This is a genomic window from Bacillus sp. DX4.1 (assembly GCF_030348195.1).
Taxonomy (GTDB): domain Bacteria; phylum Bacillota; class Bacilli; order Bacillales; family Bacillaceae_G; genus Bacillus_A.
Window position 1 is genome coordinate 572,366 of the sequence record NZ_JAUCFT010000008.1, and the last position, 13,345, is coordinate 585,710.

14 protein-coding genes are annotated in these 13,345 nt (G+C 36.3%); 7 read left to right on the plus strand and 7 right to left on the minus strand.

Translation table 11 applies throughout. From position 1 onward, the window contains the following. Positions 1-257 precede the first annotated feature (257 nt). From pflB to QUF99_RS06230, 3 genes are all read left to right on the plus strand, one after another. Entirely contained in the window at positions 258-2,507 is a 2,250-nt protein-coding gene (gene pflB, locus QUF99_RS06220) for a formate C-acetyltransferase (RefSeq protein ID WP_289369078.1), read from the plus strand. Positions 2,508-2,573: 66 nt separating this feature from the next. Continuing rightward, a complete protein-coding gene (pflA, locus tag QUF99_RS06225; protein WP_289369079.1) occupies positions 2,574-3,305 on the plus strand; it encodes a pyruvate formate-lyase-activating protein in 732 nt (243 codons plus the stop codon). Positions 3,306-3,731: 426 nt separating this feature from the next. Next, a complete protein-coding gene (locus QUF99_RS06230) occupies positions 3,732-4,898 on the plus strand; it encodes a diglucosyl diacylglycerol synthase (protein ID WP_289369080.1) in 1,167 nt (388 codons plus the stop codon). A 400-nt stretch (positions 4,899-5,298) separates the two neighbouring features. Here the strand turns inward: QUF99_RS06230 and QUF99_RS06235 are convergent, their stop codons facing one another. The 4 genes from QUF99_RS06235 to QUF99_RS06250 form a co-directional block, all read right to left on the minus strand. Further along, on the minus strand, positions 5,299-5,418 hold the full coding sequence (locus QUF99_RS06235; RefSeq protein WP_286123447.1) for a YfhE family protein: 120 nt from the start codon (positions 5,416-5,418) through the stop codon (positions 5,299-5,301). A 376-nt stretch (positions 5,419-5,794) separates the two neighbouring features. After that, a complete protein-coding gene (locus tag QUF99_RS06240) occupies positions 5,795-6,352 on the minus strand; it encodes a GNAT family N-acetyltransferase (RefSeq protein WP_289369082.1) in 558 nt (185 codons plus the stop codon). A gap of 241 nt (positions 6,353-6,593) precedes the next feature. Next, a complete protein-coding gene (locus QUF99_RS06245; RefSeq protein WP_289369083.1) occupies positions 6,594-7,724 on the minus strand; it encodes an amidohydrolase in 1,131 nt (376 codons plus the stop codon). 270 nt (positions 7,725-7,994) lie between these two features. Continuing rightward, a complete protein-coding gene (locus QUF99_RS06250) occupies positions 7,995-8,903 on the minus strand; it encodes a TIGR01777 family oxidoreductase (protein WP_289369084.1) in 909 nt (302 codons plus the stop codon). 82 nt (positions 8,904-8,985) lie between these two features. Between QUF99_RS06250 and recX the strand changes: the two genes are divergently transcribed. Then, entirely contained in the window at positions 8,986-9,798 is an 813-nt protein-coding gene (gene recX, locus QUF99_RS06255) for a recombination regulator RecX (RefSeq protein WP_289369085.1), read from the plus strand. Positions 9,799-9,807: 9 nt separating this feature from the next. Further along, the gene (locus QUF99_RS06260; RefSeq protein ID WP_289369086.1) at positions 9,808-10,125 is read left to right on the plus strand and encodes a YfhH family protein; all 318 of its coding nucleotides are present in this window, start codon (positions 9,808-9,810) and stop codon (positions 10,123-10,125) included. A gap of 62 nt (positions 10,126-10,187) precedes the next feature. On the opposite strand, the gene QUF99_RS06265 is transcribed toward QUF99_RS06260, so the two are convergent. Together QUF99_RS06265 and QUF99_RS06270 are read right to left on the minus strand one after the other, a co-directional pair. Then, on the minus strand, positions 10,188-10,340 hold the full coding sequence (locus QUF99_RS06265; protein ID WP_289369088.1) for a YpzG family protein: 153 nt from the start codon (positions 10,338-10,340) through the stop codon (positions 10,188-10,190). A gap of 58 nt (positions 10,341-10,398) precedes the next feature. Further along, positions 10,399-10,557, minus strand: a complete 159-nt coding sequence (locus tag QUF99_RS06270) for a small, acid-soluble spore protein K (protein ID WP_016112983.1) — start codon at positions 10,555-10,557, stop codon at positions 10,399-10,401. 223 nt (positions 10,558-10,780) lie between these two features. On the opposite strand from QUF99_RS06270, the gene QUF99_RS06275 reads away from it, so the two are divergent. Further along, complete coding sequence (locus QUF99_RS06275; protein ID WP_289369089.1) at positions 10,781-11,047, plus strand: YfhJ family protein; 267 nt, start codon at positions 10,781-10,783, stop codon at positions 11,045-11,047. A gap of 30 nt (positions 11,048-11,077) precedes the next feature. Here the strand turns inward: QUF99_RS06275 and QUF99_RS06280 are convergent, their stop codons facing one another. Then, positions 11,078-12,058 carry a metal-dependent hydrolase gene (locus QUF99_RS06280; protein WP_289369090.1) on the minus strand — a complete coding sequence of 327 codons (981 nt, stop codon included), beginning with the start codon at positions 12,056-12,058 and terminating at the stop codon, positions 11,078-11,080. A 152-nt stretch (positions 12,059-12,210) separates the two neighbouring features. Between QUF99_RS06280 and mutY the strand changes: the two genes are divergently transcribed. After that, positions 12,211-13,305: an A/G-specific adenine glycosylase gene (gene mutY, locus QUF99_RS06285; protein ID WP_289369091.1), complete on the plus strand. Its 1,095-nt coding sequence runs from the start codon at positions 12,211-12,213 to the stop codon at positions 13,303-13,305. The last annotated feature ends 40 nt before the right edge of the window (positions 13,306-13,345 follow it).

Below are 13,345 nucleotides of genomic sequence, written 5' to 3' on the forward strand. Positions count from 1 at the left end.
GTTTACAACGGGTATGACTCTTCAAACTACATAATATGATTATATTATTATAATATCAAAAAAATACAATTAATTAAAGGGTAAATTTAGTAGATTTTTAAATGATGTTAATACTATGTGAATAGTAGTTTGCTCAACGTTTCACAAATGTGTCACAACTATCTCATTCACTTTTCAAAAAAAGTAGTATCCTAAATGTATAAGCTGTTATATAAAAATTCTTAGTCCTGTACTAATCAAAAATGGAGGAGATTAGGATGACTCAAGTATTAGAAACTGTAAAAAAAGCATGGACAAACTTTAAAGGTGAAAAATGGAAAGCAGAGATTGATGTTCGCGATTTCATTTTAAATAATGTAAACGTTTATGAAGGTGATGAGGCCTTCTTAGCTGGCGCAACAGAAGTAACGAAACAACTTTGGGATCAAGTAATGGATTTAACAGAACAAGAACGCGATAATGGTGGCGTTCTTGATATGGATACAAAAATTGTTTCTTCTATTACATCACATGACCCAGGATACTTAAATAAAGATATTGAAACAGTAGTTGGTTTCCAAACTGACAAACCATTCAAACGTTCTTTACAACCATACGGTGGTATTCGTATGGCAGAGCAAGCTTGTGAAGCTTACGGATATGAAATGGATAAAGAACTGAGCCGTATTTTCAGAGACTGGCGTAAAACGCATAACCAAGGTGTATTCGATGCATATACTCCGGAAATGAAATTGGCTCGTAAATCAGGTGTTATTACTGGTCTTCCAGATGCATATGGCCGTGGTCGTATTATCGGTGATTATCGCCGCGTTGCATTATACGGTGTAGATCGTTTAATCGAAGCAAAAAAAGCAGATTTGAATTTAACTGGCGGTGTAATGAGCGAAGATACAATGCGTCTACGTGAAGAGTTATCTGAGCAAATGCGCGCACTTCAAGAACTAAAACAAATGGCAGCTTCTCACGGTTTTGATATTTCTAAACCAGCAACAAATGCACAGGAAGCATTCCAATGGTTATACTTTGCATATCTTGCAGCAATTAAAGAACAAAATGGGGCAGCAATGAGCCTTGGTCGTACTTCTACATTCTTAGATATCTTCATTGAAAGAGATATCGAAAACGGTACTTTAACAGAAGAAGCAGCACAAGAAATTGTGGATCACTTCATTATGAAGTTACGTCTTGTAAAATTTGCAAGAACACCTGATTACAATGAATTATTCTCTGGTGACCCAACTTGGGTAACAGAATCTATTGGTGGTGTGGCACTCGATGGTCGTCCATTAGTAACGAAAAACTCATTCCGTTTCTTGCACACGTTAGATAATTTAGGTCCAGCACCAGAGCCAAACTTAACAGTTCTTTGGTCTAAACAATTACCACAGAATTTTAAAAACTACTGTGCGAAAATGTCTATTAATACATCTGCGATTCAATATGAAAATGATGACATTATGCGCCCAGAGTACGGCGATGACTATGGTATTGCTTGCTGTGTATCTGCAATGAGAATTGGTAAACAAATGCAATTCTTCGGAGCACGTGCAAACTTAGCAAAAGCGTTATTATACGCAATTAACGGCGGTAAAGATGAAAAATCAAAAGCGCAAATTGGACCTGAATTTGCACCAATTACTGCTGAAGTATTAGATTACGAAGAAGTTATGCGTAAATTCGATATGACAATGGAATGGTTAGCAGGTTTATACTTAAATACATTAAACGTAATTCATTACATGCATGATAAATATAGCTATGAACGTATTGAAATGGCACTTCATGATACTGATGTTCTTCGTACAATGGCAACAGGTATTGCTGGTTTATCTGTAGTAGCTGATTCTTTAAGTGCAATTAAATACGCAAAAGTAAAACCAATTCGTGATGAAAATGGCATTGCAGTTGACTTTGAAATCGAAGGTGACTTCCCTAAATACGGTAATAATGATGACCGTGTAGATGAAATTGCAGTAAGTCTTGTGAAAACATTTATGAACAAGCTTCGCAAACATAAAACATACCGTAATTCTGTTCATACAATGTCAATCTTAACGATCACATCTAACGTAGTGTATGGTAAGAAAACAGGTAACACTCCAGATGGTCGTCGTACTGGTGAGCCATTTGCACCAGGGGCAAACCCAATGCATGGTCGTGATACAAAAGGTGCATTAGCATCACTATTATCTGTTGCGAAATTACCATATGAAGATGCGCAAGATGGTATCTCTAACACATTCTCTATCATTCCAAAAGCACTTGGTAAAGAAGAAGATGTACAAATACGAAACTTAGTATCTATGCTAGATGGATATGCAGTTAAAGAAGGACATCACTTAAATATTAACGTATTTAACCGTGAAACATTAATGGATGCAATGGAACATCCTGAGAAATATCCACAATTAACAATTCGTGTATCTGGTTACGCTGTTAACTTCATTAAGTTAACTCGTGAACAACAAATTGATGTAATTAACCGTACAATGCATGAAAGCATGTAAGTAAAAAGTTTCCCTCTATTTTTAATAAAAATAGAGGGAGGCTGTTTCAATAAAGGAGGAAGTAACATGGTAAAGGGAAGAATTCATTCTGTAGAGTCTTGTGGTACTGTCGATGGCCCAGGAATTCGTTATGTAATATTTACACAAGGGTGTTTATTACGCTGTCAATATTGTCATAATGCTGATACGTGGGAAATTGGTAAAGGAAAAGAAATAACAGTTGAAGAAGTGATGCAGGATATTACATGTTACCTTCCCTTTATTGAAGCTTCTGATGGGGGCATTACGGTCAGTGGTGGGGAACCATTACTGCAGTTAGAATTTTTGACTGAGCTGTTTAAAAAATGTAAAGAAGTCGGTATTCATACGACAATCGATTCTTCAGGAGGATGCTATTCTGAAGAGCCAGAGTTCCAAAGAAAACTAGATATTTTAATGGACTATACAGATTTAGTTTTATTAGATTTAAAACATATCGATTCCAAGAAACATCGTAAATTAACAGGTAAACCGAATGAACATATTCTACAATTTGCTCGTTATTTATCTGAGAAACAGAAGCCGATATGGGTGCGGCATGTATTAGTTCCTGGGGTTACAGATAGTGAAGATGACTTACAAAGATTATCTAGCTTCATCCAAAGTCTTTCTAACGTAAAGAAAGTCGAAGTCTTACCATATCATAAGCTTGGTGTATATAAATGGGAAGCTCTTGGACATAAATATCCTCTTGAAGGAGTAGAGCCTCCAACAGAAAAAAGTGTTCAAAATGCAAAGCATATTTTACAAGCAGTCTAATCCGAATTCTGGATTAGACTTTTTATTTTCTTCTAGTTTCTCTTCTAATAAAATGTAGAGTATATAGGAAGAAAAGAGTATACTGAAAGTAGAATATCCATATTTTTGTAAAAAACAAGTGGATAACTTTACATAATTGTAAAGGGAAAATCAAATAGTAACAAGAATTAAGAAGTAGTATAATGAGTATCATTGAGTAAGGATCATTTGTAAGTTATTGCGAAAGCTCTTATAGGAAAGTATAATATAAAGATATGAGTACAGATAGGATTAAGGGGTCAATCTTATATGTTTTGCATATCCACGACAGGTACATAGCTAACATGAAAGTGTTGGAATCCAAACATGTAATTTTTTTAAGGAAAATGTTTTTCCTATTGTCGTATATGCAATATGGAAGAGCGAAAAAGCTAGGAGTGGATTTGTTTGATAAAAAACCCCAAGGTATTAATATTAACTGCACATTACGGTAATGGTCATGTGCAAGTAGCCAAAACATTAGCACAAACATTTCGACAAAAAGGAATTGAAGATGTGATCGTGTGTGACCTGTTTGGAGAGTCACATCCTGTCATAACGGATATTACAAAATATTTATACTTAAAAAGTTACACAATAGGTAAAGAACTGTATCGTTTATTTTATTACGGTGTAGAAAAGATTTATGATAAGAAAATTGCATCGTGGTATGCGAACTTTGGGAGAAAACGTTTAAAAGCACTATTACATGCGGAAAAACCAGATATTGTTATTAATACATTTCCAATTATTGCAGTACCAGAATTGAAAAAACAAACAGGCTTTTCAATTCCTGTTTATAATGTGTTAACAGATTTCTGTTTGCATAAAATATGGATTCATCGTGAAGTAGATCGTTACTTTGTCGCAACAGATTATGTGAAAAAAGTTATGGTTGAAATTGGTGTGCCTGCAGAGCAAATTGTAGAAACAGGGATTCCCATTCGTAAAAACTTTGAATCAATCATTAATCCAGAAATCCTGTATAATAAATATCATTTATCGCGTGAGAAAAAGATTTTACTTATTGTAGCAGGTGCTCATGGCGTATTAGGAAATGTGAAAGAATTATGTCAATCCTTTATGTCGGTTCCTAATCTTCAAACAGCTGTTGTCTGTGGGAAAAATGAAACTTTAAAACAAGAGTTATTAGAACTACAGGAACAAAAGCCTGAGGCATTAAAAGTATTTGGTTATGTAGAGAATATCGATGAGTTATTTCGTATTACCTCTTGTATGATTACGAAGCCAGGCGGCATTACATTAAGCGAAGCTGCGGCTTTGCAAGTACCTGTCATTTTATATAAACCAGTACCAGGACAAGAAAATGAAAATGCGATATATTTTGAAAAAAAAGGAGCCGCGGTTGTTATTCGCGAAGATGATGATATTTTTGCGAGAACAGAAGCATTATTACAAGATGATATGAGGCTCTTACAAATGAAAGAAGCAATAAAAAGCATTTATCGTCCAGAGCCAGCTTGCCATATCGTGGATGCGATTTTGGAAGAGAATCATGTACAGGTCAATCATATGCCAATTAAATCACCGGCTCTTGCACAATCTTTTACGTAATATGAAGCCCTCTTTACTGTTTTGAAAGAGGGTTTTTTGCTGTTTTTTAATGGTGGTAATACTAGAAAGAGATTGCACATTGGACAGGTAACAGAATTTATTTACTCATGGAAGTGTTACTTTATCCACAAAAGAATACGATTTCAATAGACGGTAAAATCGGAATATTAACAACGTTATCCACATTGTCCGCAATTTTCAGAAAACATATCCACAAATTGAACAGTGTATATGTGATTAGATTCTTATATATCCAAAAGGATGAATGAATTTATACACAATTCTATTAATTCTGTGGATAAAGTTTTCCACAGAAAAATACCCCTTCCGAAGAAGGGAGATACCTTTATCCTTTACTAATGGGCAGTAAGGCCCCCACTGATTAAAGTTTCATTTATGATTATATGCTTTTTGAACGGTAGCCTCCTGCACGATCTGCTTGCTTGAATGCTCGTTGATAGAGAACTTCTTGTGTACTAGATAATTTCTTTCTTGCTTTTTCGCGTCTTTTTTTCTCCATTACAATTCACCTCGTGTCATAAAGTCATTACCTATCGTTTCCAATGACACAGGGCGATATACATAAAAAAGTGAAACTTCCATTAGTGGGATTCTTCATTTGCCACTAATGGAAGTTTCACTTATTGGAATCTTACTGCCCGTTAGAACGAGGTAAACTAGTTCGCATATAATTTGTTATATATAAATCCATTTTGATTTTTCGACATATAGCCGCGGCTATGGATAACAAAAGGTGACCTGCACTCGTTTTCTCTCTTTGTTTTCACTATGTCTAGGGCAGGAAAAGGATCTGACCGCTTCTATGCATAAACGGATGCTCTCTCCCACCTAAAAAGAAGGGTTTTATGTCGGTTTTTTAATTTGTATTTATTATACTATGCTTCTTTTAAATGATGCGTATCTTGGAATGTAGTATCGCGCATTGTAGAAAGTGTATATTGGTCTTTTGGAATTTCATATAAGTTATATACTTCTTCATTTGCGTTAATTTGATCATAAACAGCTTTTCGCGTTTCATTTGCTAAGTTTACATATAGAAGTTTTTCAGCAGCTTTAATAGAGCGAATGTTTATTTTGCGAATACGCATAAAGATTGTTTCGATATCTAGTTCATAGAAAAGTTCGCTGAAAAAAGCATCTTTTGCTAATTTATTATACCCTTGGCCGTGGTATGGTTTGCCGAGCCATGTACCAAGAAATCCTGCCTTTTCTTGCACATCAAATAAAGTGATTGTGCCGATAGGATTTCCCCATTCATCTAAAATTGTACGTGAAATCAGTTCCCCACGCTCTTCAGCTTCAATTGTTTGTTTTGTTAAAAATAAAAACTCTTCATATGAATATGCTTTTTGACGCACAAAAGGGAAGACAGCAGGATCCACCATCAAATCGTATAGAACGTGGCTGTCGTGTAGGTCGCGTTTTTTTAACACACTAACTCCTCCTCGCATGAGGGTATCATGACGAAAAAGCACTCCACCCTCGAAATTTTTATATCAATCTTTAAAAAATTTCGGGGTGGGAATCGAACCCACTAGAACCAGTCTATAAAGCTGGTGGCGCACCATTTGCCTTCCCCATTCATCAATTTGAAATAAGCCATCACGACACAAATTGATTATGGTTTCATTCAGTTTATAATCGTATAATACTTTATCTAGTCAAAAAAATAAACTAGTTTTTTTTATTTTTTTTGTAAATTATTTTTCCATCGATTATTGTTAATACGGGCTTGGCTAAGTAGTGAAATGGGTGATGCGTCCAGAGGACAAGATCGGCATCTTTTCCAACTTCAATACTTCCAATTCTTCTCTCTAAACGTAAGTTTCGAGCTGGTAAAATTGTAATACCTTCTAAGGCTGTTTGTTCGTCTAATCCTTCTCGAACAGCGATTGCTGCACAAACATTTAAGTGCTGAATGGGGGTATACGGATGATCTGTTGTAATGGAAACTTCTATACCATGCTTTGATAAAATATGGTATGTATTCCATGATTTATTTTTCAGTTCAATTTTTGAACGGCGTGTTAACGTCGGGCCAACAGATACTTTTAAATTGTGGTTAGCGAGCTCTTTTACAATGAAGTGTCCTTCTGTGCAGTGTTCAATCCGTACATCAAGATTGAATTCTTTTGAAAAGCGAAGAGCGGAAAGAATATCATCTGCACGATGAGCATGGATTCGTACCGGGATTTCTCGGCGTAGTGCTTTTAGTATCGGCAACATTCGAAAATCAGCATCGTTTCGATAATGCTGTGCTTCGTAGAAAGATTCACGCAGTAAACCCATAATTCCCATACGAGTGATGGACTCTTTTGTACCATTACTATGAACTCGTTTCGGATTTTCTCCGAAGGCAATTTTTAGCCCCGCGGGTTCTTGAATAATCATATGATCGATACAATTTCCTGCGGTTTTAATTACACATGTTGTACCGCCGATAATGTTTTGACTTCCAGGCATAATATGAACAGTTGTAATTCCATTTTGAACCGCGTCTTGAAAAGCGATATCAAAAGGATGGATTCCATCTAAAGAACGGATATGTGGTGTTAATACTTCAGAAGTTTCATTAGCATCATTTCCAGCCCATCCGGTTCCTTCATCATATAGACCAAGATGTGTATGAACATCGATAAAGCCTGGTAAAAGGTGAAGAGCTCTTGCATCAATAACAGTCATTTCCTGAGTAGGCTCAATATACGGTTCTACCGCAACAATCTTTTCATGCTCAACCAATACATCTCCTTGAAACTTGGAAGAGGTAATGGGGTATACAATGGCTTGTTTAAGTAGTATTTTCATAGAAACCTCATTTCCATTAACAGGTAATCCTTAGGCTATATAAATACAAATTAAAAAACCGACATAAAACCCTTCTTTTTAGGTGGGAGAGAGCATCCGGCCATGCATAGAAGCGATCAGATCCTTTTCCTGCCCCAGACACAGTGAAAACAAAGAGAGAAAACGAGTGCAGGTCACCTTTTGTTATCCATAGCCGCGGCTTATATGTCGAAAAATCAAAATGGATTTATAGAGTAAGTAGAACAATTCGAATGAATCACTTCAGAAGTACTACTGTTTATGCAATATAATATTTTGTAATGCCTGTTTTAATGTTGGAAAAGAATGCTGATATCCATGTTGCACGGCTTTATCAGGCAAAACATGCTGTCCTTGTAACACAAGCATACTCATTTCTCCTAATAAAGTTTGCAATGCAAATGCTGGAACAGGAAGCCAATGGGGACGATGCATAACACTGGCAATCATTTTTCCAAACTCTTTCATTGTTGCAGGCTCTGGAGCTGTAATGTTGAGAGGACCTTCTATTTCTTTTGTTTCTATTGCAAAATGAATCATACGAATGGCATCATCAAGATGAATCCAGGAAAGCCACTGATTACCTGAACCAATTGTTCCGCCACTAAATAATTGATAGGGAAGCAGCATTTTTGGAAGGGCTCCACCATCTTTTCCAAGAACAATGCCAAAGCGTGTATATACAGTTCGAATTCCGAGAGAAATAGCTTGATCTGCTTCTTTCTCCCATAATTTCACCGTGGTTGCTAAAAAATCATTTCCATATTCTCTACTTTGTTCTGTAAAGCTTTTTGTCTCAGATGTACCATAATAGCCAATTGCACTGGCGTTAATAAAAGTATGGGGCTTCGTTTGCATTGTTTGTAATTGATGAATGAGACCTTTTGTTGTGTGAATCCGGCTCGTTATAATATTGTCTTTCTGTTGTTTTGTCCAGCGACCATTATTAATAGGCTCTCCAGCTAGATTAATAACAACATCAACAGAAGAGAGAGGAAATGTGCTCGAAGTGGCATCCCATTGTACGTATTGGATATTGGATTTGGTAGTATTGTTACGTGCTTGCCGGGTGAGAATATAAATTGTATGTCCTTTCATGCTTAAAAACTGAGATAATGGCTTGCCGATAAATCCAGTTCCTCCAGAAATTGCGATATTCAACAGAAATTCCTCCTCATTATATATATTCTTGAAAATCAAAAATGTTCCACAACTATGTTAAAATAGTAGCGAGGTGAAATATATGGCTGTCATTACAAAAATAGAAGTACAGAAACGAACGAAAGAACGATTTAACGTTTATATTGATAAAGGACAAGGGGAAGAATACGGCTTTAGTGTGAATCAAGTTACGTTGATAAAACATGGTTTACAAAAAGGGTTAGAGTTTGATGACGTAGAACTAGCAAATATTTTGTACAATGAAGAAGTACAAAAGGCATATTTGCAAGCAATTTCCTACTTATCCTACCAAATGAGAACGAAACAGGAAGTAGAAGAGCATCTACGAAAAAAAGAAATAGGACAAGCCATCATCTCTGAAGTTACTTCGAAATTATTACATGACCACTATATTAATGATAAAGAGTACGCAATTTCTTATGTGCGAACTCATAGTAATGTGAATCAAAAGGGTCCGACTGTTATTAGGCGTGAACTTTTTGGTAAAGGTGTCCAAGATGTTATTATTACTCATAGTTTACAAGAATATTCGAAAGAGAAGCAAATAGAGAATGCCTTGGTGCTTGTAGAGAAAAAGAAAAAGTCCTATCAAAAGCATTCATTTTTACAAATGAAACAAAAGCTAGAAGAAATGCTAGTTCGTAAAGGATATAGTCGTGATGTGATTCAAATTTGTTTAGAAGAATTGAAGGATGAAAAGGATGACTCGCAGCAGCAAGAAGCATTGATATATCATGGGAACAAGTATCATGAGAAGCATAAAAAGCATGATGGCTGGATGTATGAAAATAAGATGAAACAAGCATTATATCGAAAAGGATTTACTATTGAAGAAATAGAGACATTTTTACAAATGAAACGTGAAGAGGGATGAGGGAAAATGATGAATATGCCAAAACGGTATAGTGAGATGACACCACATGAGCTGAGAGAGGAAATTGGCATTTTAAAAGAACAGGCAGTGAAAGCAGAACAGCTCGGTATTGTAAATGAATTTGATGTGTTGATGAGAAAAATGGCAATGGCTCGTGCTTATATGACAGATATAAACGCCTTTCAGGTTGGTGAAACGTATGAACTTATAGAAGAGCCAGGAGTAGTATTTACCATTACGTATTTTAATGGTGTATTTGCTTGGGGACACAAACAAAATGAAACAGAGGAAATTGGTATTCCTATTTCGCTATTGCAAAAGAAATAAAAACCAGAGAGCCTTGGCTGCTCTGGTTTTCACTTTTCGTAGTTGGTAAAGGAGATAGGCAATTAAACTTGGCGTTTTCTCATCTCATTCGCCAAAATAATGAGAGACTGGGTTTGTTGCGTCTGTCCATTTACTTGCGCTTTCGCATGTTTCGGACGTGCCCACGTAGGGTTGAATGATTCAGAACGACGGTCTAAATGATTACGATAGCTCATCTTTATCACCTCGTGTAGGAAGTTAATTGCAATAATCTTTGATAACTGACTATTTGTGTTACTCTTCCTGATGATTTGCAGCACGCATACGTTCTTGTGGGTGCGTGTTAATTGTGCCGTTCGGTCTCTTCGAAGCAAAACGAGCTTTTGCTTTCGTTGGACCTTCGATTTTGCTGTTATTTTTTGATTCAGACCAAAATTCGGCTTGTCTACCCAAGAAGAACGCCCCCTCATTACAAATTGATACTCACTAAGAAGTATCACTTATAGAATGTGCAAAATAGAAGAAAATATCCTTTAGAAATAAAGTGGAATTCTTCTCAGCGATGAGGACTCTTATAGGCAGTTTATCCCCCGCCTAACTTCTTTGATCCTTTGGGGGTATTATTGTCCGTTAGTGCGGGATAAAGTACAGAAATGAATAAAAGGAGCAATAGATCATGAATGATATATATGAAATATTAACAAAAGAGTTGCTTGAAAAAAACAGCTTTCTTTCTTACTCTCAAGCACGTGCATGGATTGAATTATTATGGGAGGATTTTCAAGCGACGTATGCAAAGTCTGGTCGTTACCAAGGTGAAGAAATGACAGAGCAAGTTGTAAGAGCATGGATTAACAATCATGGTGAACGCCTTCATGAAATTCGCACAAACAATCCGAAATATAGTCATTTAATTAATCGAGAAGATCATTTGAAGCATTAAAGAAAAGCGACCATATTGGGTCGCTTTTCTTTAATGAGGAATCAATTCCAATTTTTTACGCAGCTTTTCTTCACTAAAAATCCAGCCTGTATAGGAACTAATGATATTTAAGTTTTGATCAAGTTGGACGATTGCGACAAACGGATAATAAGCTTTACTTCGATAGCGGAGATCAATGAAACGAACTTCATAATAATCGTCATAGTCGAAAATATCCCAGCGATATACAGGTGAAAAAGATAAAAAGGCAGAAATGTTTTCATCTTTTTGCGCCGCTCGAATGATCTCATTATCTGGAAGTGGAATGCGTTCAAATTTGTCGTGTACCATAATATGTCCGCGGTGCCAACGAGCCACATAATAGTGTTTTTTTGTTACAATTGCTAAATGATAGTGATAGAAGCGATAAGAAGGAGAAATAATGACTTCTTCTACATCCTCAAACCGTTTGTAAACAACGCTTTTTACATTTTGTCTCATCATAACCCGGCCAATGTAGTAGACAAACATTAATATATACGCCGCTAAAGTGGTATATCCTTTATGAGAGCCGACAAGCATGCAAGCGATAGCGAGTATATGGATAAAGAAAATCACGGCATCGAATGTATTAATTACACCTAATGCAACCCACTTTTTTGTAAAAGGCCGCAATGCCTGTGTACCATAAGCATTAAAAATATCAACAAACACATGAAGAAAGATCGCAATAAATGACCAAAGGAGAAGATGAAGATAAGGTGCCTCTGGAAAGAATGCAAATGCAATTCCGCTGATAAGGAAGGACCAAAACATAACAGCAGGAATTGAATGGGTAATTCCGCGGTGATTGCGTATATATTTTGCGTTATTACGCAGTTTTAAGACAGTATCAATATCAGGAATATTAGAGCCAGCAATCGTTGCAAGCATGACTGCTTGCGGTCCAAAATCACTTTGACTAATAGCTGGGTCTAATGTTGCTAAACCACCTAATGTTACGCCCATAACAAGGTGAGTGGCTGTGTCCATGAACAAACACCTCCGTTTTTTTATTAATGTAACTCTTTTTATTCGATATCACAAGGCTTTTGCCTGCTATTTCTTTACACCATCTTACTTAAATTTTTTCCTAAAATCTTTATAATAGTACGTATATGCAAAAAAAATGAGGGGGATCAAGTTTGACACTTGAAATATTAGACGATTTTAACATAGAGCAGTTTCAGCATGATTTAATTAGTTGGTTTGAAAAAGAACAGCGTGACTTACCATGGCGTAAAAATAAAGACCCGTATCGAGTTTGGGTTTCTGAAATTATGTTGCAGCAAACACGGGTGGAAGCGGTAAAACCATATTACGCAAATTTTATGGGAAAGTTCCCAACGCTAGAAGCATTGGCAGATGCTGATGATGAAGAAGTGTTAAAAGCATGGGAAGGTCTTGGCTATTATTCCAGAGCACGAAATTTACATGCAGCAGTAAAAGAAGTAAAAGAAGAATATGGCGGAAAAGTGCCAAATGACGTGAAAAAAATTGAAAAATTAAAAGGTGTTGGACCGTATACAAAAGGTGCGATTTTAAGTATTGCATATGGGATACCAGAGCCAGCTGTAGACGGAAATGTAATGCGTGTTTTATCGCGTATTTTATCAATTTGGGACGATATTGCGAAACCAAAAACACGAAAAATATTTGAAGATATTGTACGTGAAATCATTTCAAAGGATAATCCATCTTATTTTAACCAAGGTTTAATGGAGTTAGGCGCACTTATTTGTATTCCGAAAAGCCCAGCTTGTTTGCTTTGTCCGGTTCGTGAGCATTGCCGCGGACATGCAGAGGGTGTGCAAAAAGAATTGCCGGTTAAAAGTAAGGCGAAAGCACCGAAAATGGTGCCGCTTGTTGCAGGTGTGTTGCAAAACGACGATGGGAGTTATGTGATTAACAAAAGACCGAGTACAGGCTTACTTGCGAACATGTGGGAATTTCCTAACGTTGAAATCAGCGAAGGAATCCGAAATCATAAACAACAGCTTACTGATTATATGAAAGAGAATTTTTCTCTTGCCGTTTCAATTGATGAATACGCAATGAATGTACAGCATACGTTTACACACCGTACGTGGGATGTTTTTGTGTTTTATGGAAGGGTAAAAGATCCTATTGTGGAAACCGATACATTAAAAGTTGTATCCCTAGAAGCGTTTGAACAATTACCATTTTCAAAATCACATCGAACGATTTATGAAGAATGCGTTAAAAAACTCCAGTCTTAATGGCTGGAGTTTTTTCGGCATAAACATAACAATTTCTTAC